General features: G+C 66.7%; 19 protein-coding genes. 8 read left to right on the top strand and 11 right to left on the bottom strand.

From position 1 onward, the window contains the following. Nucleotides 1–228 precede the first annotated feature (228 nt). The 3 genes from WIX41_RS16050 (at nt 229) to WIX41_RS16060 (ending at nt 7165) form a co-directional block, all read left to right on the top strand. The gene (locus tag WIX41_RS16050; protein WP_339449173.1) at nt 229–5175 is read left to right on the top strand and encodes an NAD-glutamate dehydrogenase; all 4947 of its coding nucleotides are present in this window, start codon (nt 229–231) and stop codon (nt 5173–5175) included. Nucleotides 5176–5427: 252 nt separating this feature from the next. Further along, complete coding sequence (locus WIX41_RS16055) at nt 5428–6204, top strand: NAD kinase (protein WP_339449175.1); 777 nt, start codon at nt 5428–5430, stop codon at nt 6202–6204. Between the two features lie 16 nt (nt 6205–6220). Continuing rightward, nucleotides 6221–7165, top strand: coding sequence for a 5'-nucleotidase (locus tag WIX41_RS16060; protein WP_339449177.1), 945 nt, complete (start codon nt 6221–6223; stop codon nt 7163–7165). A gap of 155 nt (nt 7166–7320) precedes the next feature. Here WIX41_RS16060 and WIX41_RS16065 read toward each other — a convergent pair whose 3' ends face one another. The 11 genes from WIX41_RS16065 to asnS form a co-directional block, all read right to left on the bottom strand. Next, on the bottom strand, nt 7321–7860 hold the full coding sequence (locus WIX41_RS16065; RefSeq protein WP_339449179.1) for a DUF2939 domain-containing protein: 540 nt from the start codon (nt 7858–7860) through the stop codon (nt 7321–7323). A gap of 133 nt (nt 7861–7993) precedes the next feature. Further along, on the bottom strand, nt 7994–8680 hold the full coding sequence (locus tag WIX41_RS16070) for a DUF2461 domain-containing protein (RefSeq protein WP_339449181.1): 687 nt from the start codon (nt 8678–8680) through the stop codon (nt 7994–7996). After that, complete coding sequence (gene sbcB, locus WIX41_RS16075; RefSeq protein WP_339449183.1) at nt 8677–10116, bottom strand: exodeoxyribonuclease I; 1440 nt, start codon at nt 10114–10116, stop codon at nt 8677–8679. Before sbcB ends, WIX41_RS16070 begins: the two co-directional genes overlap by 4 nt. Further along, nucleotides 10116–11483, bottom strand: a complete 1368-nt coding sequence (locus WIX41_RS16080) for an FAD-dependent oxidoreductase (RefSeq protein ID WP_339449185.1) — start codon at nt 11481–11483, stop codon at nt 10116–10118. The genes sbcB and WIX41_RS16080 overlap by 1 nt, the downstream gene beginning before the upstream one ends. A 32-nt stretch (nt 11484–11515) precedes the next feature. Next, nucleotides 11516–12793: a kynureninase gene (kynU, locus tag WIX41_RS16085; RefSeq protein ID WP_339449187.1), complete on the bottom strand. Its 1278-nt coding sequence runs from the start codon at nt 12791–12793 to the stop codon at nt 11516–11518. A gap of 120 nt (nt 12794–12913) precedes the next feature. Then, nucleotides 12914–13426: a 3-hydroxyanthranilate 3,4-dioxygenase gene (locus tag WIX41_RS16090; RefSeq protein ID WP_339449189.1), complete on the bottom strand. Its 513-nt coding sequence runs from the start codon at nt 13424–13426 to the stop codon at nt 12914–12916. A gap of 21 nt (nt 13427–13447) precedes the next feature. Then, nucleotides 13448–14110: a carbonate dehydratase gene (gene can, locus WIX41_RS16095; RefSeq protein ID WP_339449191.1), complete on the bottom strand. Its 663-nt coding sequence runs from the start codon at nt 14108–14110 to the stop codon at nt 13448–13450. Then, a complete protein-coding gene (locus WIX41_RS16100; RefSeq protein ID WP_339449192.1) occupies nt 14107–14811 on the bottom strand; it encodes an FMN-binding negative transcriptional regulator in 705 nt (234 codons plus the stop codon). The genes can and WIX41_RS16100 overlap by 4 nt, the downstream gene beginning before the upstream one ends. Before the next feature lie 7 nt (nt 14812–14818). Further along, entirely contained in the window at nt 14819–15133 is a 315-nt protein-coding gene (locus WIX41_RS16105; RefSeq protein WP_339449193.1) for a hypothetical protein, read from the bottom strand. Further along, the gene (locus tag WIX41_RS16110) at nt 15130–15435 is read right to left on the bottom strand and encodes a hypothetical protein (protein WP_093532547.1); all 306 of its coding nucleotides are present in this window, start codon (nt 15433–15435) and stop codon (nt 15130–15132) included. The genes WIX41_RS16105 and WIX41_RS16110 overlap by 4 nt, the downstream gene beginning before the upstream one ends. Nucleotides 15436–15457: 22 nt before the next feature. Next, nucleotides 15458–16852, bottom strand: coding sequence for an asparagine--tRNA ligase (asnS, locus tag WIX41_RS16115; RefSeq protein WP_339449196.1), 1395 nt, complete (start codon nt 16850–16852; stop codon nt 15458–15460). A 129-nt stretch (nt 16853–16981) separates the two neighbouring features. Here asnS and WIX41_RS16120 point away from each other — a divergent pair, with 129 nt between their 5' ends. The 5 genes from WIX41_RS16120 (at nt 16982) to smc (ending at nt 22521) form a co-directional block, all read left to right on the top strand. Beyond that, on the top strand, nt 16982–17320 hold the full coding sequence (locus WIX41_RS16120) for a HesB/IscA family protein (protein WP_339449198.1): 339 nt from the start codon (nt 16982–16984) through the stop codon (nt 17318–17320). A 154-nt stretch (nt 17321–17474) separates the two neighbouring features. Next, the gene (rpsF, locus tag WIX41_RS16125; protein ID WP_339449200.1) at nt 17475–17912 is read left to right on the top strand and encodes a 30S ribosomal protein S6; all 438 of its coding nucleotides are present in this window, start codon (nt 17475–17477) and stop codon (nt 17910–17912) included. 11 nt (nt 17913–17923) lie between these two features. Beyond that, nucleotides 17924–18154 carry a 30S ribosomal protein S18 gene (gene rpsR / locus WIX41_RS16130; protein ID WP_002804494.1) on the top strand — a complete coding sequence of 77 codons (231 nt, stop codon included), beginning with the start codon at nt 17924–17926 and terminating at the stop codon, nt 18152–18154. A gap of 151 nt (nt 18155–18305) precedes the next feature. Further along, the gene (gene rplI / locus WIX41_RS16135) at nt 18306–18755 is read left to right on the top strand and encodes a 50S ribosomal protein L9 (protein WP_339449202.1); all 450 of its coding nucleotides are present in this window, start codon (nt 18306–18308) and stop codon (nt 18753–18755) included. A 262-nt stretch (nt 18756–19017) separates the two neighbouring features. Next, a complete protein-coding gene (gene smc / locus WIX41_RS16140) occupies nt 19018–22521 on the top strand; it encodes a chromosome segregation protein SMC (protein ID WP_339449204.1) in 3504 nt (1167 codons plus the stop codon). Nucleotides 22522–22534: the final 13 nt, after the last annotated feature.

Here is a 22534-nt window from a genome sequence, read left to right on the forward strand (position 1 = left end):
TAGTCACACTGCCACGTGCGTTGCCGATGCTGGTCTCCACTGTGAGGTGGATCGCGCATCCGTACTACGGCGCACTGGTTGGATGCGATGTAAACGCCACCCAACCCGAAATGCCTTATTCCGTCCTGCAGCAAGGCGTTTTCATGCGGGAGGGCTACAATTTCATTTTCCCAACTGGGCAACACGCACCGCTCTGCCATGAAACCGCAAAAAACAGCAGCCAAGACCGTGAAAAAAACGACCAAACCAGCCGATACGCAGACTGTTTCGCCAGTGGGCTTCTCGCTGGAACCGGTGTACACGGCCTTGCGCAAGCGTTACCCGGCGGCCGGGCAGGCCGAGGCAGTGGCGTTCGCCGCAGACTTCTACAAGCGCATGGAAGCGGACGAGTTCCCGCACCACACCGCAGAAGAGTGGGCCGCACTGGCCGGCGACACCCTCGAATTCGCCCGCGTGCGCAAGGCCGGCAAGGCCAACGTGCGCGTGTTCAACCCGACCATGAAGGCCAACGGCTGGGAATCGGCGCACACCGTGCTGCAGATCGTCAACGACGACATGCCGTTCCTGGTCGACACCGTGACCATGACCCTGGCCGAACATGGCGTGGGCGTGCACGTGCTGGGCCACCCGGTGGTCCGCTTCACCCGCGACAAGGCCGGCAAGCTGACGACCGTGGGCGAAGGCACCACCGAATCGGTGATGCTGCTGGAAATCGACCGCCAGCCGGCCGAGGCCATGGCCGATGTCGAGCAGGCCATCGTCAAGGCGCTGGAGGAAGTGCGTGCCATCGTGGGCGACTGGGATGCCATGCGCAGCAAGGCGCTGGCCCTGGCCGACGACCTGGGCACGCGCCAGCTGCCGGTCGATGATGCCTCGCGCAGCGAGGCCCAGGCGTTCCTGCGCTGGGCCGCCGAAAACCACTTCACCTTCTTCGGCTACCGCGAATACCGCGTGGAGAAGCAGGGCAAGGAAGACGTGCTGGCGCCCTTGAACGACACCGGCCTGGGCCTGATGCGCGGCAAGGACAAGTCCGCCGCGCGCCCGGTCAAGACGCTGGCCGCGCAGGGCCTCAATGCCACCTCCGGGTTGAAGGACGCGCTGATCCTGACCAAGACCAACGCGCGTTCGCGCGTGCACCGCGCCGGCTACATGGATTACATCGGCGTGCTGGAATTCGACGCCAAGGGCAAGATCATCGGCGAACAGCGCTTCCTGGGCCTGTTCACCTCCAGCGCCTACAACCGCCGTCCGTGGGAAATCCCGCTGGTGCGCCAGCGCCACGAATACGTGATGAGCAAGTCGGGGCTGGCCGCGGCCAGCCACAGCGGCAAGGCGCTGCGCCACATCCTGGAAACCCTGCCGCGCGAAGAGCTGTTCCAGTCCAGCGAGGAAGAGCTGTACCGCACCGCCATCGGCGTGCTGGGCCTGCAGGAGCGCGTGCGCAGCCGCCTGTTCCTGCGCCGCGACAAGTACAGTCGTTTCATCTCCGCACTGGTCTACCTGCCGCGCGAGCGTTTCAACACCGACGTGCGCCTGCGCATCGAAGCGATGCTCAAGGACGCGCTTCAGGGCGAATACGTGGACAGCTCTGTGGTGCTGGGCGAATCGCCGCTGGCCCAGGTGCACCTGATCGTGCGCCCGAAGGCTGGCCAGACCCTGGAAGTGGATACCAGCGCGCTGGAGAAGAAGCTGGCCCAGGTGCTGCGCAACTGGCAGGACGACCTGCGCGAAGCGCTGGTGGCCCGCCACGGTGAAAGCGAAGGCCTGCGTATCGCCGCCCGCATCGGCAAGGCGTTGCCGGCCGGTTACATCGAAGATTCCAGCACCGAGATCGCGGCCAACGACGTCAGCCAGCTCGACGCGCTGACCGGCCCGGACGACCTGCGCCTGAGCCTGCAGGCCGTGCATCGCGAAGAGGGCGATGGCCTGCGCCTGAAGCTGTACCGCCAGCTGGACGACATTCCGCTGTCGGACGCGCTGCCGATGATGGAAAACATGGGCCTGCGCGTGATCGCCGAGCGCCCGTACCGCCTCAGCGTCGACAACGCACCGGTGTACGTGCAGGACTTCGAAGTGGAATCGCTGGCCGGGGCGATCGACGCCGCTGCCGCCGATGCCGCCTTCGGTGAAACCTTCGCCCGCGTCTGGCACGGCGACGCCGAGAACGACGGCTTCAACCGCCTGGTGCTGGCCGCCGGCCTGCACTGGCGCCAGGTCGCCATGCTGCGCGGCTACTGCAAGTACCTGCTGCAGACCGGCGTGCCGTTCTCGCAGGCCTACGTCGAAGCCACCTTCACCCGTTACCCGCTGCTGGCGCGCCTGCTGGTGGAGCTGTTCGAAGCCCGCTTCGACCCGGCCACCGGGCATGAGGACAAGGACGCCATCGCCGAAGGCCAGGCCGACCTGCGCGCGCACCTGACCGTGCTGGCCGGTGGCGACGAGGCCACCCTGAAGGTCATCAAGACCGTGGTCGATGCCCGCAAGGGTGACCGCAAGGCGCAGATGGACGCCGCGCGCGACGCACTGGTCAAGCTGATGGACCGCGTCTCCAGCCTGGACGAAGACCGCATCCTGCGCAGCTTCATGGGCGTGATCGACGCCACCCTGCGCACCAGCTACTACCAGACCGATGCGCAGGGCCGCCCCGGCCACGTGATCAGCTTCAAGTTCGATTCGGCGCTGGTGCCGGACCTGCCCAAACCGCGCCCGTACCGCGAAATCTTCGTGTACGGCCCGCGCGTGGAAGGTACCCACCTGCGCTTCGGCGCGGTCGCCCGTGGCGGCCTGCGCTGGTCGGACCGTCGCGAAGACTTCCGTACCGAAGTGCTGGGCCTGGTCAAGGCGCAGATGGTCAAGAACACGGTGATCGTGCCGGTCGGTGCCAAGGGCGGCTTCTTCGCCAAGACCCCGCCGGCCAGCGGCGACCGCGATGCGGTGTTCGCCAACGGCGTGGCCTGCTACAAGCTGTTCATCCAGGGCCTGCTGGACATCACCGACAACATCGTCAACAACAAGATCGTGCCGCCGGTGGACGTGGTCCGCCACGACATGGACGACCCGTACCTGGTGGTGGCGGCCGACAAGGGCACCGCGACCTTCTCCGACATCGCCAATGGCCTGGCCATCGATCACGGCTTCTGGATGGGCGATGCGTTCGCTTCCGGTGGTTCGGTCGGTTACGACCACAAGGGCATGGGCATCACCGCGCGCGGTGCGTGGGAGTCGGTCAAGCGCCACTTCCGTGCGCTGGGCCGTGACAGCCAGAGCCAGGACTTCACCACGGCGGGTGTCGGCGACATGTCCGGCGACGTGTTCGGCAACGGCATGCTGCTGTCGCGCCACATCCGCCTGGTTGCGGCGTTCGACCACCGCCACATCTTCCTGGACCCGAACCCGGATGCGGCCACCTCGTTCATCGAGCGTGAGCGCCTGTTCACCGTGCCGCGGTCCAGCTGGGCCGACTATGACGCCAAGCTGATCAGCAAGGGCGGCGGCATCCATCCGCGTACCCTGAAGTCGATCGAGATCACTCCGCAGGTGCGCGAAGCGCTGGGCCTGGAGGAGAACGTCAAGGCGCTGTCGCCCAACGACCTGATGAGCGCCATCCTCAAGGCGCCGGTGGACCTGCTGTGGAACGGCGGCATCGGTACCTACGTCAAGGCCGCCACCGAGCAGCACAGCGACGTGGGCGACCGCGCCAACAACGCACTGCGCGTCAACGGTGGCGACCTGCGCTGCAAGGTGGTGGGCGAGGGCGGCAACCTGGGCATGACCCAGCTGGGCCGCATCGAAGCCGCCCAGGCCGGCGTGCTGCTCAATACCGACTTCATCGACAACTCGGCCGGTGTGGACACCTCCGATCACGAAGTCAACATCAAGATCCTGCTCAACGATGTGGTGCGGGCCAAGAAGTTGACCGTGGAGGCACGCAACAAGCTGCTGGCGTCGATGACCGACGAAGTGGCCGACCTGGTGCTCAACGACAACTACCGCCAGAACCAGGCCCTGAGCCTGATGGAGCGGATGGCGGTCAAGCGTCTGGGTTCCAAGCAGCATTTCATCCGCACGCTGGAAAAGCAGGGTCTGCTGGATCGCCAGATCGAGTTCCTGCCGACCGATGCCGAGCTGTCGGCGCGCAAGGCGCGTGGCCAGGGGCTGACCCGTCCGGAGCTGTCGGTGCTGTTGTCGTATTCCAAGCTGGTGGCGTTCCAGCAGCTGCTGGAATCGGACATCCCGGAAGATCCGTACCTGTCCAAGGAACTGCTGCGTTACTTCCCGACGCCGCTGCAGAAGAAGTATGCCGATGCGATGGAGCGTCACCGCCTGAAGCGCGAAATCATCGCCACGGCCGTGACCAACCAGACCATCAACCGCATGGGCGCCACGTTCCTGATGCGCATGCAGGAAGACACCGGCCGCAGCATCGCCGAGGTCGCCAAGGCCTACACCATCAGCCGTGAAACGCTGGATGCGCGGGCGCTGTGGGCGCAGATCGATGCGCTCGACGGCACCCTGCCGGAGTCGGTGCAGATCGATGCGCTGGAAGTGATCTGGAAGCTGCAGCGTTCGTTCGTGCGCTGGCTGCTGTTCCGCCCCGGCGCGATGCCGGGCATCACCGAGGCGGTGAACCGCTACCAGGCCCCGTTCAACGACATCCGTGTCGCGTCGGGCGTGCTGCCGGACGCGCAGCGCCCGGCGTACGAGGCCAGCGTGCAGGAGTGGAAGGAGAAGGGCCTGCCGCCTGCACTGGCGCAGCAGTTGTCCGAGCTGCAGTTCCTGGAACCGGCGTTCGACATCATCGAACTGGCGCGTACCCGCAAGCTCAAGCCGGTGGACGTGTCCAAGGTCCACTTCCGCCTGGGCGACGCGCTGCAACTGCCGTGGCTGTTCGAGCAGATCGACGCGCTGGAGGTCAACGGCCGCTGGCACGCCGTGGCCCGTGGCGTGCTGCGCGACGAGCTGGCCGCCCATCACCGCAACCTGGCTGCCCAGGTGCTGTCGATGAAGGGGGGCAGTGCCGAAGCCAAGGTCGCCGCATGGATCGGCCGTGACGACAGCAGCCTGCGCTTCACCCTGTCGATGCTGCAGGAACTGGCCGAGCAGAAGACGCTCGACTACCCCACGGTATCGGTGGCGGTACAGCGCCTGGGCCAGCTGGCCGCCCACGGCGCGTAAGCGCGTGAGATAGTGTTTGACGAAAGGCCCCGCTTCGGCGGGGCCTTTTTTTAGCTGCCAGGTGGCATGCGCTGCGGTAGAGCCGGGCTCTGCCCGGCTGCTCTTTCCCACCGCACACGACCATGTATGGGGGCTGCCCGGCGGCCGCCCCTGCACGTACGAAACAAGACGCTGCCTTTAGCGACCAAAACGCAACCACCCAAACACGCACCCGGTTATGCTTCAACCGTAAGCCCTCCACCGGATCCCCACATGAGCGATACCCCCCGCATCGCCTTCCTGGCCAGCAACACCGAAGCGGCCCAGCTTGCCCGTGCGGCGATGGTGGCGCGCTATGGCGACCATGCACCGGAACAGGCCGATGTGCTGTGCCCGCTGGGCGGCGACGGTTTCATGCTGCAGACCCTGCACCGCCACGGCGCGCTGGGGCGGCCGGTGTTCGGGATGAAGCTGGGCACGGTGGGCTTCCTGATGAACCAGTACCGCGAGGACGATGGCGACCTGCCGGCGCGCCTGGCGGTGGCCGAACCGGCCAACCTGCGCCCGCTGGAAATGCTGGCGCTGACCGAATCGGGTACCACCACCGGCTCGCTGGCCTACAACGACGTCTCCCTGCTGCGCCAGACCCGACAGGCCGCGCACATCGGGGTGGACCTCAATGGGCAGGAGCGGGTGGCCGAGCTGATCGGCGATGGCGTGCTGGTGGCGACACCGGCCGGCAGCACCGCCTACAACTATTCCGCGCACGGCCCGATCCTGCCGCTGGGCTCGCATACCATCGCCCTGACCCCGCTGGCCCCGTATCGGCCGCGACGCTGGCGCGGTGCGATCCTCAAGGCCGACACCGAAGTGCGCTTCCGCGTGCTCGACCCCTACAAGCGCCCGGTCAGCGTGACTGCCGATTCGCATGAGACCCGCGACGTGGTCGAAGTGACCATCCGCGAGTCGCGCGAGCGCCGGGTGACCCTGCTGTTCGATCCGGAACACAACCTGGAAGACCGGATCCTCAGCGAACAGTTCATGTTTTGAAGGATGGCTGACTCCCATGGGCGACAACACCCCCCGCTTGCTGACCGTAGCCGTGACCTCGCGCGCCCTGTTCGACCTGGAAGAGGGCCATGCGCTGTTCGAGGCCGAAGGCGTGGACGCCTATGCCGAGTACCAGCGCAAGCACGAAGACGATGTGCTGCGCCCGGGCGTGGCGTTCCCGGTGGTACGCAAGCTGCTGGCCCTCAACCAGGGCCAGTCGCCGGAATCGCCGCGGGTGGAGGTCATCCTGCTGTCGCGCAACTCGGCCGATACCGGTCTGCGCATCTTCAATTCCATCCAGCATTACGGCCTGGGCATCATCCGCGCCACGTTCACCGCCGGCGAGCCGACCTGGCCGTACGTGAAGCCGTTCGGCACCGACCTGTTCCTGTCGGCCAACCCCGAATCGGTGCGGCGTGCGCTGCGCCATGGCATCGCTGCGGCCACGATCCTGCCCAAGCCGCCCGGCGAGACCCTCGCTGCGGCCGAAACGGTCGACATGAGCAAGCCGCTGGGCCAGCTGCGCATCGCCTTCGACGGTGACGCGGTGATCTTCGGCGATGAGAGCGAGCGCATCTCGCGCGAGCAGGGCGTGGAGGCGTTCGGCCGGCATGAGCGCGAAAACGCGCGCGAGCCGCTCAGTGGTGGGCCGTTCCGCAACTTCCTGTCGGCCCTGCATACCCTGCAGGCGGTGTTCCCGTCGGGCGAGGATGCGCCGATCCGTACCGCGCTGGTCACCGCGCGTTCGGCCCCGGCGCATGAGCGGGTGATCCGCACTCTGCGCGAATGGGGCGTGCGCCTGGACGAGGCGCTGTTCCTGGGCGGCCGGCACAAAGGGCCGTTCCTGGAGGCCTTCGGCGCGGACATCTTCTTCGACGATTCGCAGCACAACATCGACAGCGCCCGCCAGCACCTCAATGTGGCGGCGGGTCACGTGCCGCACGGCGTAGCCAACGATTGATCAGTGGCGGCACCGCACCTCGCCGGTAGCGCCGGCCGTTGGCCGGCCCAGGCGATACCGAGGGCCGGCCAACGTTACGGCCGCCGTCCTGGCGGCCGCCCTTCGGGCCGTCGCGGTGGCGACGTTGAGAACGGCTCCTGCCGTTCTCTGCGGCGCTACCGATCCAGTGGCAGCTCGATGTTGACCAGCTTCCAGCGCAGCCCATGCCGCTGCAGCACGAATACCACCGGCCCCTGCGCGGTCTGCGTGGTCGCGGTGAACCGCGACAGCGACTCGAAGCGGTGGGTGGCGCCCTCAAACGGCCGCGCCGCCTTCGGTGCGGCAAACGTGTCACTGCTTTCCAGGTCGTTGCTGGCCCGCTTCCACAGCGTATGGCCTTCCATCAACGCGCCGATCCCGGTCGGCGTGACCATCGCATCCACCGCCGTGCCGCTGAGCTTCTGCCCGGCGGTCAACAACAGCGCACCGACCAGGTTGGACTGCACGTCCGGCCCGGCGCGACGCACCACGTAATCATCCAGCTGCGCGCGCAGGTTGGCGCGCAGCATCGGGAAGTCCACGTAGCGGTCCAGTGTCGAGGTGTTGCGCTGCTCGATCGCCCCGGCAAGCCCACGCAGGGTCACATAGGGCCCGCTGACCAGCCAGCCCGCCAACAGCACCACGACCAGTCCCAGCAGCAGAAGCAGTTTTTTCATGGCACCAGCTTGCCGCAGCCCGCGTCAAGGCGGGGTAGAGCGACGCAGGTGCAGGCCGGACACCGGTAGCGCCGGCCGTTGGCCGGCCCAGGCGTTCCCGACAGCCGGCCAACGGCCGGCGCTACCGTGCGCATCAGAACTCCAGATCCAACGCAGCACACAGATAATCAACAAACGGCCCCAGCGCCACCAGGTCCTTGGCCAGCGTCTGCCGCAGCTTCGGCCCGGTCATGGTGGCATCGTCCAGCGAACGCCAGAACACCCAGTTGCGGTGCTTGAGATCATCGATGAACTCGAAATCCGGCTCGAACCCACGCGGCGCCCGCACCAGCTTCTCGCTTTCCTCGAAATCGAACTTCCTGCGCAGCGCCGGCGCATGCGCCGCTGCCTTCCAGGCACCGGGGTTGTCCACGATGAAGTGGCGCACCTTGCGCTGGGTGGCCGGCTCCGGGTGCCACAGACCGGCCCCGACGAAGCTCCCGCCCGGCTGCAGGTGGATGTAGAACGACGGCGCCGGCACCTGCTTGCGCCGCTCATGGAACAGCCGCGCGCCCTGCCAGGTCTTGTACGGCGACTTGTCGTTGGAGAAGCGCGCATCGCGGTAGATACGGAACAGCGACCCACCCACGCCGCGCGGGTCGGCGCGGAAGTGCCCGCTCACCGCGGCCAGGTCCGGCTGCAGGTCGCTGATCAGCTGCAGGAACGGCTGCCGTACATGTTCCTCGTACTTCGGCTTGTGCTCGTTGAACCAGGTCTTGTCGTTGTTGCGCGCCAGGCCACGCAGGAAGGTGAAGCTGGCGGGAGTGAAGTAGGTGCTCACAGGCTCTGCTCCAGATCGGTGCCCCAGTCGCGCAGGTGCTGCAGCAGGGCGAGTTTGGCCGGGTCGGCGGCATGTTCGGCCGCCAACATCTCCAGTTGTGCACGGTAGTCGGGCAAGCTCTGTTCACCCAGCGCCGCACCGCCGAGCAGGCGCTGCCGGCGGTAGTCGTTCCAGTGCCCGCGTTCGCCGGCATCCAGCGTCTGCGGATGATTGCGCGCGCGGTAGCGGAACAGCAGCTCCGGCATGCGCGGGTCTTTCAGCCGTTCGGCGAAGCTGGCCAGCTCGGCCGGCGGGCTGGTGCGCAGGCGCGTCATCAACGCCTTGTCGCCGTCGGCGAGGAAGCCGTCGTAGAGCGAGGCATCCACGTCGCTGACGGTGGCCAAGCGCTCGCCGCCGTAGACCTGGCGTACCTTTTCGATCAGTGCCGGGCCCGCAGCACGTATGCGCGCGGCGTTGGCTTCCAGGGCGGCCACGTCGATGCCCAGCCGGGCATGGTCGGCCGGGCGCAGGTGGTTCCAGGCCACCAGCGCCGGCACCTTGTTCAAGTGCACTTCCTTGAGCGGCACGCGCTGCTCGCCTTCGGCCAGGTCGGCGGCACGGGTATACAGGCGCGCGGCCAGCGTTTCCGCCGGCAGGGCCAGCAGGCCGTCGATGTCGCCTTCCAGATCGAGCGCGATGACCCGGTTGTTGATGTAGGGGTGCCGTGCGATCGGCAGCACCGGCGCGGCGCACATGCGCTGGGCCGGGTAGCGCATGGAGATGTGCAGCACCGGCTGCATCGCGTCCACATCGAGCAGGGTGCCGACGAAGCGCTTGTCGCGCAGCTTCAGGGCGTAGTCCCACAGCCGTGGCTGGGCCTGCTTGAACAGGCGCGCCATGCCGATGGTGGCGTGTACGTCGGACAGCGCTTCATGCGCATCGCCCTGGCGTACATCATTGGCCAGCGCCAGGTGTTCGAGCTTGAAGGAGGTCGCGCCGTCCTCGCGCTGCGGCCAGACGATGCCGTCCGGGCGCAACGCGTGCACCAGCCGCAGCATGTCCAGCAGGTCCCAGCGCGAGTTGCCGTTGCGCCACTCGCGCTCGTAGGGATCGAAGAAATTGCGGAACAGACCGTAGCGCACGAATTCGTCGTCGAAGCGCAGCGTGTTGTAGCCCAGGGTGCAGGTGCCGGGGCGCGCCATCAGCTCGTTGATCCGCGAAAACGCCTCGGCTTCGCTGACCCCTTCGGCCAGCGCTTGCTGCGGGGTGATGCCGGTGATCAGCGTAGCGATCGGCGAGGGCAGCAGGTCGTCGGCCGGCTTGACATGGAAGCTCACCGGTTCGTCGATCATGTTCAGGTCGGCATCGGTGCGGATCGCGGCGAACTGCGCGATACGGGTGCGGCGCGGGTCCTGGCCGAAGGTTTCCAGGTCGTAGAACAGGAAGCTGTCGGCCATCAGTGCGCGCCCTCCAGCACGGTCAGCTGCGCGTGTACCACCTGTTCCAGCGCAGCCCAGTCGATGTGCTCCAGGCTGTCGTGGCCGGCGGTGGCCTCCTCCAGGATGCAGCGCTGCAGCCCGGTACGCTCCAGCGCCACGGCATATGGCGTGTGCAGGAAGGTGACCATGGTGTAATGCGGCACGAAGCGGGTGGGCCAGCGCGCCTGCAGCTGCTGCTCCAGCTCGCGTTGCAGCAGGAAGGCCGGGTCGGCCACGCGGTCGCGCATTTCCAGGTAGTTTTCCAATGCCATCTGCTGGATCGCTTCGGCATTGGGCTTGCGCTCGGCTTCAAACGCGGCGAACGCCTCTGCCAGCGAATCCTGTTCAAGCAGGTGCCGGGCCAGTGCCACGCAGTCTTCAAAGGCGCAGTTCATGCCCTGGCCGTGGAACGGCACCATCGCGTGGGCGGCATCACCGAGCAGTACCGCGCGGCCCTGCAGGTGCCACTGGCGCAGGTGGAGGGTACCGAGCAGGCCAGGTGGGTGTTCTTCCCAGTCGCGGTGCAGGTTCGGAATCAGCGCCAGCGCATCGGGGAAGTCGCGCGCGAACAGCGCCTCGGCTTCGGCGCCGCTGGTGGTGGTGGCGAAGCTGGGGTTGCCTTCGTTGGGCAGGAACAGGGTGACGGTGAAGGTGCCCTGGTCATTGGGCAGCGCGATGCACATGTAGTTGCCGCGCGGCCAGATATGCAGGGCATTGGCCTCTATCCGGAAGCCGCCCTCATCGGTGGGCGGGATTTCCAGCTCCTTGTAGGAGTGATCGAGGAACTCGATGCGCTCATCCAGCGGGTGCTTGCGGTTCATCGCCGCGCGCAGCGCCGAGCCGGCACCGTCGGCGCCGATCAGCGTATCGAAACGGATATCGTGCGGATGGTCGTCGCGGTCGTCGATGAAGCGGGCGTAGCCGGCATCGAAATCCACGGTGTGCAGGCGGCGGTGGAAGTGGACCTGCGCACCGGCATCTTCGGCCAGCTGCAGCAGCGTGGTGTTGAGGTCCTTGCGGTGGATGGACCAGATCACTTCGCTGTCGTCGCGGCCATAACGCTGCAACTGTGGCTCGCCCTGGCGCGGGTGCACCATGCGCCCGCGCATCATGACGGCCTTGGCCATCACCGCGTCTTCGACCCCGGCCTGGCGCAGCGCGTTGCGGCCGCGTTCGGCCAGGGCCAGGTTGATCGAGCGGCCCGACTCGTAATCGCTGATGCGCGGATCGCCGCGGCGTTCGTACAGGGTGATCCGCCAACCCTGGCGGGACAGCAGGATGGCCAACAGGGAGCCGGCCAGGCCAGCGCCGATGATGCTCAGGGAGCGATGGGGGGTAGCGATCAAGGCGGTTCCGCGCAGGAAGGGGGGAGGGCGGCTTACAGGCCGGCCCAGGATTCCACTTCCTCGACGAAGTGGTGCAGGTCAAGGTAGCGGTTGTACAACGGGGTAGGCGAGATGCGGATCACATCGGGTTCGCGCCAGTCGCCGAGCACACCCACCGTCTGCAGGTACTCGAACAGGTTGCGGCCGCGTTCGCGACCGGCCACCACGCGCAGCGAAAGCTGGCAGCCACGGCGTTCGGGTTCGCTCGGGGTGAGCACCTCGAGCACGCCCGGCAGGCGGGCGCGGACCAGCGCATCGAGCAGGCCGGTGAGCTGCAGCGACTTGTCGCGAAGTGCCTGGATGCCGCCGGCTTTGTCGATCACGTCAAGCGCGGCGCGCAGCGGGGCCAGGCCGAGCACCGGCGGATTGCTGAGCTGCCAGCCTTCGGCGCCCACCGCCGGTACGAACTGGGGTGCCATCTTGAAACGGGTGGCTTCCTCGTGGCCCCACCAGCCGGCGAAGCGCGGCAGGCTGGCGTCGCGGTGGTGGCGTTCGTGCACGAAGCAGCCGGCCACGGCGCCGGGGCCGCTGTTGAGGTACTTGTAGTGGCACCAGACCGCGAAATCGGGCGCGATGTCGTGCAGCTGCAGCGGCACGTTGCCGACCGAATGGGCCAGGTCAAAGCCGACCCGGGCACCCTGCAGGCGGGCCATGCGGGTGATGGCGTCCAGGTCGAACACCTGGCCGCTGCGGTACTGCACGCCCGGCCACAGCACCAGCGCCAGGCGCGGGCCGTGTTCGGCGATGGCGCGTTCGATCGCGGCCAGCGAGATCGTGCCGTTGGGCTCGTCGGGCTGTACCTCGACCAGGTCGGTGGCCGGGTCGAAGCCGTGGAAGCGGACCTGCGATTCGACCGCATGGCGGTCGGTCGGGAACGCGCCGGCTTCCATCAGGATCACCGGGCGCCCGGCCGTGGGCCGGTAGAAGCTGACCATCATCAGGTGCAGGTTCACGCTCAGCGTGTTCATGGCGACCACTTCGCTGGGCAGGGCGCCTGCCACCCGTGCCAGCTGCGCGTTGACCAGCCGGTGGTAGCCCAGCCACTGGGTTTCCCCGGTGAAGTGGCCTTCCACGGCCAGCGCGCCCCATTTATCCATGACCTCCTGCACGGCGGCCTTGGCCCCGCGCGGCTGCAGGCCCAGCGAATTGCCTACGAAGTAGGTCTGGTCGCGGTGGTTGTGCTGTGGGAAGACGAATTCCCCGCGCAGGGCACGCAGCGGGTCGGCGGCGTCCAGGGCGGTGGCATGGGTGCGGCTGAGGAGCTCGGACATGGGGCGATAGAGGCTGTCTGTGAATAGACAGTCTATCCATGTGTTTGGCCTATGGGATGAATCCGACATAGAGGGTGAAAACGACAGGGTGTGGCGTCGGATGCCCGTTTGGGGTCCGAATCAGGCGGCCGGCAACGGGTCCACATGTCCGCACGCGTCGCACGTGCGCAGGTCCAGCGAGGCCTGGTATTCCTTGAACACCTCGGGCAGGTCGGTCTCGATGTTTTCGAGGGTGAAATACACCTCGTACAGCTTGTGGTTGCAGCGCTCGCAGAACCACATCACGCCGTCGCGCTCGTGCGCCAGGCGCTTGCGCTCGACCACCAGCCCGACGCCACCGGGTGGGCGGCGTGGCGAGTGCGGCACCTTGCCCGGCAGCAGGAAAATCTCCCCGGCACGGATCGGAATGTCGCGCACCGCGCCGTCTTCCTGGACCTTCAGCACCATTTCGCCTTCGAGCTGGTAGAACCACTCCGGGCCTTCGTCGTAATGGAAGTCGGTGCGGCTGTTCGGGCCGCCCACCACCATCACGATGAAGTCGCCGTTCTCGATCATCTTGTTGCCCACCGGCGGCTTGAGCAGGTGGCGGTTCTCGTCGATCCAGGCCAGCAGATTGATGGGCGAAGCGAGCATGGGCGTATCCGTGGGAAAAGGTCAGTCGCGCTTGCCGCGGCGCGGCACATGGGACAGCGCCTGCTCGTAGGCCGCCTGCAGGTCTTCCGGCCGGCCCACGTCGATGCCCATTTCGCGCACCCGGCCGTCCTTCAGGCTGTACACCCAGCCATGCACCATCAGCTTCTGGCCACGCGCCCAGGCGTCCTGCACGATGGTCGAGCGGCAGGCGTTGACCACCTGCTCGATCACGTTCAGCTCGCACAGCCGCGCGTGCTTCAGTTCCGGCTCCTCGATGGCATCCATGATGGCGGCATGCTTCTGCGCCACGTCGCCGACATGGCGCAGCCAGTTGTCGGCCAGGCCCACGCGGGTGTTGTGGAGGCTGGCATGCACGCCGCCGCAGCCATAGTGGCCCACGATCAGGATGTGCTTCACCTTCAGCTGGTCCACCGCGTACTGGATCACGCTCAGGCAGTTGAGGTCGGTGTGCACCACCACGTTGGCCACGTTGCGGTGCACGAACACCTCGCCCGGTGCCATGCCGATGATCTGGTTGGCCGGCACGCGCGAATCGGAACAGCCGATCCACAGGTATTCCGGGTGCTGCTGCGTGGCCAGCTGGTGGAAGAACTCGGGGTCTTCCTGTTCGATCCGGTCGGCCCAGTCGCGGTTGTTCTGCAGCAGCTTGTGGATGTCTTTCATGGTTGCGGTGTCCCTTGTTTCCAGCGCATCCACTGCGCCAGCTCATGCGAAGGTGGGGAATCGAGCGCCGACAGCGCGTCGATCACGCCGTGCTGGTTGGCCTCGGGATGGTTCTGGCTGAGCTTGAGCTTGATCTGTACCTGCTGGGCGCGGAAACGGAAACCGATGATGCCGGCGAGCATGCGCCGCTGGCGCGGCTCGATCGGCAGCAGCGCCCAGTCGCCGCCGACCTGCGCTTCGTACTTGGCGCTGAGCCGGTCCAGCATGTCGATCAGGGCCTCCGGATCGGTCACCGGTTCCAGGGTGCCGCGCAGTTCGGCGGCCGCGTAGTTCCAGGTCGGCACGCGGGCAGCCCCTTGCTTGTATTCGCCCCCTCCCTGGGGCTCACCCTGCGGGCCAGCCTTCGGCTGTTCAACGCCGCTCCGTGCGGCGTTGTCCGGGTACCAGCCCGGCGACACATAGCCGTGCGGGCCGTGCACCAGCACCAGTGCCGGGCCGGCGTGGCCGGCCTGCGGGTTGGGCCGGGCCCAGTGCCCTTCGATCAGGATGTCCTCACCGTCGCGCTGGTAGACCACCGGCAGCAGGGTGACCTGTGGCAGGCCGTCGCTGCCGGTGGTGACCACGGTGACGAACGCATCGCGGGCCAGCAGCCGGTCCAGCCAGGCCAGGTCGGTCTCAACGAAGTCGGCCGGGACGAACATCGTCGGCTCAGGCGCGCGCGCCGAGGCTGACCACCATGCGGCCGCGCAGCGCGTCATCGCTGTCGGCCTGCGGCGGGCTCACTTCGTGCAGGGTGAAGCCGCGTTCCATGGCGTCTTCCTCGTCCAGACCGTCGAAGGCGACGAACTCGGCGTCGAACAGCTGCGAACGGGCGGTGTCTTCGCTGTCGTAGCTGAGCGTGTTGCCGTCGCTGTCGAGCACTTCGGCGGTACCGCCCGGACGGACCCGCAGGCGCGCCCAGATCAGCGTGTTGCCCAGGCTGGCGAGGAACCACTGGTCGTGGTGGGCGGTGATGTCGTTCATGTCAGTACCATCGAAAGCAGCCAGAGCAGGGCGGCCATGCCCAATCCGGCCAGCAGGGTGAGCAGCGACAGCCAGGCCGGCGTGGCCAGCCCCGACAGCGAGCGGTCGGGGGTGTCGCGGTAATCGCGGCCGAGCAGCCAGCGCAGCGCATCCGGGCGCAGGAAGGCGCCGCTGCCAAAGCGGTCGGCCAGGGCAGGGTGGCGGTCGCGGATATGCACCAGCGTCAGCGGCCAGAAGATCACGAAGGCACTGAACCCGGCGATCGCCACGCCGACGAAGCACAGCGCGAAGAACAGGGTCATGGATGGGCCTCCGTGGGAAGAATCAGAACTCGGCGCTGCCTGGCGCGCGCGGGTAGGGGATCGCGTCGCGGATGTTGCCCAGCCCGCACACGTAGACCACCAGGCGCTCGAAGCCCAGCCCGAAACCGGCGTGCGGCACCGAACCGTAGCGGCGGAAATCGCGGTACCAGCCGTAGTGCGCCGGGTCCAGGCCGAACTGCGCCATGCGCGCGTCCAGCACGTCCAGGCGCTCTTCGCGCTGGCTGCCACCGATGATCTCGCCGATGCCCGGGGCCAGCACGTCCATCGCGGCAACGGTCTTGCCGTCGTCATTCAGGCGCATGTAGAAGGCCTTGATGTGCTCGGGGTAGTTGGTCACCACCACCGGGCGGCCGATGTGTTCTTCGGTCAGCCAGCGCTCGTGCTCGGTCTGCAGGTCCAGGCCCCATTCGACCGGGAAGTCGAACTTCTTGCCCGAGTTCTGCAGCAGCTTCACCGCTTCGCTGTAGTCGATCTGCTCGAACGGCGCGTTGATGAAGTCTTCCAGCTTCTGGATCGCGTTCTTGTCCACGCGCTCGGCCAGGAAGGCCAGGTCGTCGCCGCGCTCGTCGAGCACCGCGCGGAACAGGTACTTCAGGAACTGCTCGGCCAGGCGCGCATCTTCGGCCAGGTCGGCGAAGGCGATTTCCGGCTCGATCATCCAGAACTCCGCCAGGTGGCGGGTGGTGTTGGAATTCTCGGCGCGGAAGGTCGGGCCGAAGGTGTACACCTTGCTCAACGCCAGGCAGTAAGCCTCCACGTTGAGCTGGCCGGACACGGTCAGGAAGGTTTCCTTGCCGAAGAAATCGCGGCTGAAATCGACCTCGCCCTGCGCGGTGCGCGGCAGGTTCACCATGTCCAGCGTGGAGACGCGGAACATCTGCCCGGCGCCTTCGGCGTCGGAGGTGGTGATGATCGGGGTGCTGATCCAGTTGAACCCGTTCTGGTGGAAGAACCGGTGCACGGCCTGGGCCAGGCAGTTGCGGATGCGGGTGACCGCGCCGAACAGGTTGGTGCGCGGGCGCAGGTGCGCCACTTCGCGCAGGAACTCGGCGCTCATCGGCTTGGGCTGGATCGGGTAGGTCAGCGGGTCTTCGACCAGGCCGACGATCTCGATGCTGCTGGCCTGGATCTCGAAGGACTGGCCCTTGCCCTGGGATTTGACCAGGGTGCCGCGGGCGATGACCGAGCAGCCCGGGGTCAGCGCCTTCACGTCGTCGAAGTTGCCCAGGGTGTCATTGGCCACCACCTGGATGGGGGCGAAGCAGGAGCCATCGGTGACATTGACGAAGGCAAGCGCCGCAGACCCGCGCACCGTACGTACCCAGCCCCGTACTGTTGCCTCGCCGCCTTCCGGGATCTTCCCGGCAAGCGCATGTTCAACGCTGACCACCGTCATGACTTGAATCCTCTATTGATCGACTCGATCTCTGAACGAGGAGTTTAACGGTTGCAGCGTTCTGCTTGCGAGGCATTTCTGACTGGGCCGTAGACCTATAATGTGTCCGATCCGCTGGAGTCGTCCGTCATGGCTGTCACCCTTACCCCTGTTGCCTTCACCCGTGTCCAGAAGTTCGTGGCCCAGACCCCGGGTGCCCTGGGCCTGCGCTTCGGCGTGACCCGCACCGGCTGTTCGGGCTGGGGCCACATCACCGACCTGGCCCGCGACCAGCGCCCCGGCGATACCGTGTTCGAGCAGGCCGGGGTGCGCATCTACGTCGATGCTGACAGCCTGGCCCTGGTCGACGGCACCGAAATCGACTTCGGCAAACAGGGCCTGAGCGAGACCTTCACGTTCAGGAACCCCAACGCCACCGCCGAGTGCGGCTGCGGCGAGAGCTTCACCACCGAGGCCGACAAGGCCTGACTCCGGCTTCTGGTGCCGCCGGCTTGCCCGGAACCCCTTCTGCTGCGATAATGCGCGGCTTCCTGCCCGATTCCTGGCAGGACCCTTGCCCCACCGCGTTCACCTGCGGGGGGCTGTCCGGCCCCCAAGGGCCACATCCGAAAGGTAAAAACACATGAGTCGTCATTACGAAATCGTGTTCATGGTCCACCCGGACCAGAGCGAGCAGGTCCCGGCGATGATCGAGCGCTACAAGGCGCTGGTCGAAGCGGGCAACGGCACCATCCACCGTCTGGAAGACTGGGGCCGCCGTCAGCTGGCCTACCCGATCCAGAACCTGGTGAAGGCCCACTACGTCATGCTCAACATCGAAGTTGACCAGGCCGTGCTGCACGAACTGACCGAAAGCTTCCGTTTCAACGACGCCGTGCTGCGCAACCTCGTCATCAAGCGTGACGAAGCCGACACCGAGCAGTCGCTGATCATGAAGAGCAAGGACGAGAAGGGCGACAAGCCCGAGCGTGGTGAGCGTCGTCGTCGTGATGACGAAGAAGGCGAAACCACCCCCGCCGCTGACAACGATGCCGGCGAAGACGCCGCTTCGGCCGCTTAAGGAGCACTGACATGTCCAAGTTCTTCCGTCGCCGCAAGTTCTGCAAGTTCACGGCCGAAGGTGTGAAGGAGATCGACTACAAGGATCTCAACACCCTGCGCCAGTACCTCACCGAGAACGGCAAGATCGTGCCGAGCCGCGTGACCGGTACCAAGTCGAAGTACCAGCGCCAGCTGGCAACGGCCGTCAAGCGCGCCCGTTTCCTGGCCCTGATTCCGTACACCGACAACCACGACGTCTGATGAAAGCCGGCGACCCCGGTCGCCGCTTTCGTGGACCCCACCGCCCGCGCCTTGTGGCAGCGGGCGGTGCCGGGTCTACCGTTCGGATATTCGGACAGCCAAACGCTGCGGGGCCTGCCTCGCTAACGAATACACATACTGGAGCAACACCATGAAGCTGATTCTTCTTCAGAAGGTCACCAACCTCGGCGGTCTGGGCGACCAGGTCGACGTGAAGCCGGGCTACGGCCGCAACTTCCTCGTCCCGACCGGCAAGGCCGTTCCGGCCAGCGCCGCCAACGTGGCCGAGTTCGAAGCCAAGCGCGCTGAGTACCAGGCCAAGGCTGACTCGATCCTGGCCGACGCCGAAGCCCGCAAGGCTGCGCTGGAAGGCAAGAGCGTCACCGTGGCCGCCAATGCATCGACCGAAGGCAAGCTGTTCGGTTCGGTTGGCCCGCGTGACATCGCCGAAGCCTTCACCAAGGCCGGCCTGCCGCTGGAAAAGAGCGAAGTGATCCTGGGCGAAGGCGCCTTCCGCAACGTGGGCGAGTACGAGGTGACCATCCACCTGCACGCCGACGTCGAAACCACCGTCAAGGTGGTGGTGGAAGCCGAAGCCTGATCCCAGCCGCAAGGCCGGAATCGCTGAAACGGGTGCCCGCAAGGGCGCCCGTTTTTGTTTCTGGCGTCTGACACCCCGGTAGCGCCGGCCGTTGGCCGGCCTTGGGAACGCCTGGCGATAACGCCGTAGAGCCGGGCAGAGCCCGGCTCTACGGCGTTGGTGCCTCGGTCTAGCAAAGGCTCTCCGGCTGGCAACAGACGCCCGTGGAACACCCGCCCCGTTATACTCGGCCTATCGCGACTGTCCGGAAGCCCACCACGCCATGCGTCTGTCCACGATCAAGCTCTCCGGCTTCAAGTCGTTTGTTGATCCCACCACCCTGCATCTGCCCACCAACATGACCGGCGTGGTCGGGCCCAATGGTTGTGGCAAGTCCAACATCATCGATGCCGTACGCTGGGTCATGGGCGAAAGTTCGGCCAGCCGCCTGCGTGGCGATTCGCTGACCGACGTCATTTTCTCCGGCTCGTCCGCACGCAAGCCCGTGTCCCAGGCGACCGTCGAACTGATTTTCGACAATACCGACCACGCCATTTCCGGCGAATACGCTTCGTTCAACGAAATTTCGGTCAAGCGGACCGTCAGCCGCGACGGCAGCAGCAACTATTACCTCAACGGCACCAAGTGCCGCCGCCGCGACATCACCGACCTGTTCCTCGGCACCGGCCTGGGCCCGCGCAGTTACTCCATCATCGAACAGGGCATGATCAGCCAGATCATCGAAGCCCGCCCCGAAGACCTGCGCGTGTACCTGGAAGAAGCCGCCGGCATCTCCAAATACAAGGAACGCCGCAAGGAAACCGAAACCCGCATCCGCCACACCCGCGAGAACCTGGACCGCCTGGGCGACCTGCGCGAGGAAATCGGCAAGCAGCTCGAACACCTCAAGCGCCAGGCCCGCCAGGCCGAGCAGTACCAGGGCCTGCAGGAAGAACGCCGGGTCAAGGATGCCGAGTGGAAGGCGCTGGAGTTCCGCAACCTCGATACCCGCCTGGGCGGCCTGCGTGAAGCGCTGTCCCAGGAAGAAACCCGTCTGCAGCAGTTCATCGCCGAACAGCGCGACGCCGAAGCCCGCATCGAAACCAGCCGCGTGCGCCGCGAAGAGGCCGCCGATGCCCTGAGCACCGCCCAGGCCGAGGTCTACCAGGTCGGCAGCACCCTGGCCCGGTTGGAGCAGCAGATCCAGCACCAGCGTGAAATGTCGCAGCGCCTGAACAAGGCCCGCGATGAAACCCGCCAGGCCCTGTCCGAACTGGGCCAGCACATCAGCGGCGACGAAGCCAGGTTGACGGTCCTGCGCGAAGCGGTGGAGTTGGCCGAACCGCAACTGGAACAGCTGCAGGAAGAAAACGAGATCAAGCAGGAATCCCTGCGCGACGCCGAGGCCAGGCTGGCCGACTGGCAGGCGCGTTGGGAAGCGCATACCCGCAGCACCTCCGAAGCCTCGCGCGCCGGTGAAGTCGAGCGCACCCGCGTCGACTATCTCGACCGCCAGGTGCTGGAAGCCGATCGCCGCCGTGAAGCGCTGAGCGGCGAGCGCACCGGGCTGGACCTGGATGCACTGGCCGAAGTATTTGAGGAACTGCAGCTCCAGCATGAGACCCAGAAGGCCTCGTTGGACGGCCTGACCGAGCAGGTGGAAGCCCGCAAAGAGGCCGTGGCCGGCCTGCAGGACCGTCAGCGCACCGGCCAGACCGAACTGGCCGACATCCGCAAGCAGGCCCAGGCCGCGCGCGGCCGGCTGTCCTCGCTGGAAACACTGCAGCAGGCGGCGCTGGGCCAGGAGCAGGGGGCCGCCGTGGCCTGGCTCAAGCAGCACGGGCTGGATTCGGGCGCGCGTGTCGGTGAACGCCTGACGGTTGAAAACGGTTGGGAAAACGCCGTGGAAAGCGCGCTGGGCCAGCTGATCGAAGGCGTGCTGGTCGACGCCCCGGAAAGTCTGGTCGGCGCACTGGCCGAGTTGGGCGACGGGCGCATTGCGCTGGTCTCGGCCGACCAGAGCCCACTGCAGGTCGCCCCGACCTCGCTGGCCGCCAAAGTGCAGGGCCCCACCGCCATCCGCCGCCTGCTGGCCCGCCTGCATGCCGCCGAGGACCTGGAGCAGGCGCGTGCATTGCAGGCCACGCTGGGCGAGGGCGACTCGGTCATCACCCGCGGCGGCGAACGCCTGGGCGAGGGCTGGGTGCGCGTGTCGCGCTCCGGCGCGGCCAAGCAGGGCGCGCTGCTGCGCGAACGCGAAATCGTCAGCCTGCGCGAACAGATCGATACCCTGCAGGAGCGCGAAGGCGAGCTGGAAACCCGCCTGGCCGGATTCCGTGACCAGTTGCTGGCCGGCGAACAGCAGCGCGAAGATGCGCAGCGCCAGTTGTACGTGGCCCATCGCAGCGTTTCCGAGCTGGGTGGCCAGCTGCAGAGCCAGCAGGGCAAGGTCGAGGCCGCCCGCAACCGCATCGACCGCATCGAAGGCGAGCTTTCGCAGCTGCTGGAAAACCTGGATGCCAGCCGCGAGCAGGTGCGCGAAGCACGTGCGCGCCTGGACGAAGCGGTCAACAGCATGGGTGATCTCGAATCGGTACGCCACGCGCTGGAAAGCGAACGCCGCCAGCTCGGCGAAGCCCGCGACCGCGCGCGCGAAGCGGCACGCAACGTGCGCGAAAGCGCGCATTCGCTGGCCCTGACCCTGGAATCGCAGCGCACCCAGGTGGCGTCGCTGAGCCAGGCGCTGGAGCGCATGAACGCCCAGCGTGGCCAGCTCGATTCGCGCCTGGGCGAACTGCATTCCCAGCTCGACGACGGCGACTCGCCGGTGCAGTCGCTGGAAGCCGAACACCAGAATGCTCTGGGTGAGCGCGTGCGCGCCGACCGCGTGCTGGGCGAAGCACGCACGCTGCTGGAAGGCATCGATGCCGAACTGCGCACCTTCGAACAGACCCGCCACCAGCGCGACGAGCAGGCCCTGGCCCAGCGCGAGCGCATTTCCCAGCGCAGGCTCGACCAGCAGGCGCTGGTGCTCAGCGCCGAGCAGCTCACCGCGTCGGTGGAGAAGGCCGGCTTCGTGCTGCAGGATGTGATCAACACCCTGCCCGAAGAAGCGCGCATCAGCGACTGGGAACAGGCCGTGCACCAGATAGACGGCCGCATGCGCCGCCTGGAGCCGGTCAACCTGGCCGCCATCCAGGAGTACGGCGAGGCCTCGCAGCGCTCGGAGTACCTGGATGCGCAGAACACCGACCTGACCACCGCGCTGGAAACCCTGGAAGACGCCATCCGCAAGATCGACCGCGAAACCCGCGGCCGCTTCAAGGACACCTTCGACCGCGTCAATGCCGGCGTGCAGCAGCTGTATCCGCGCCTGTTCGGTGGCGGCCACGCCTACCTGGAACTGACCGGTGAAGACCTTCTCGACACGGGTGTGACCATCATGGCGCGCCCGCCTGGCAAGCGGGTGTCCAGCATCTCGCTGCTGTCCGGTGGCGAAAAGGCGATGACCGCGGTGGCGCTGGTGTTTGCGATCTTCCAGCTCAACCCGGCCCCGTTCTGCCTGCTGGACGAAGTGGATGCGCCGCTGGATGAAGCCAACGTGGGCCGCCTGGCCAACATGGTCAAGGAAATGAGCGAGAAGGTGCAGTTCCTGTTCGTGAGCCACAACAAGGCCACGATGGAAGCAGCGCACCAGCTCTCGGGCGTGACCATGCGCGAACCGGGCGTCAGCCGCCTGGTCAGCGTGGACCTGGAAGAGGCGGCACGATTGGCGGGCGCGGCCTGACGTGCCATCCTTA

Origin of the sequence: Stenotrophomonas sp. AB1(2024) (genome assembly GCF_037482345.1) — a bacterium.
Classification (GTDB): Bacteria; Pseudomonadota; Gammaproteobacteria; order Xanthomonadales; family Xanthomonadaceae; genus Stenotrophomonas.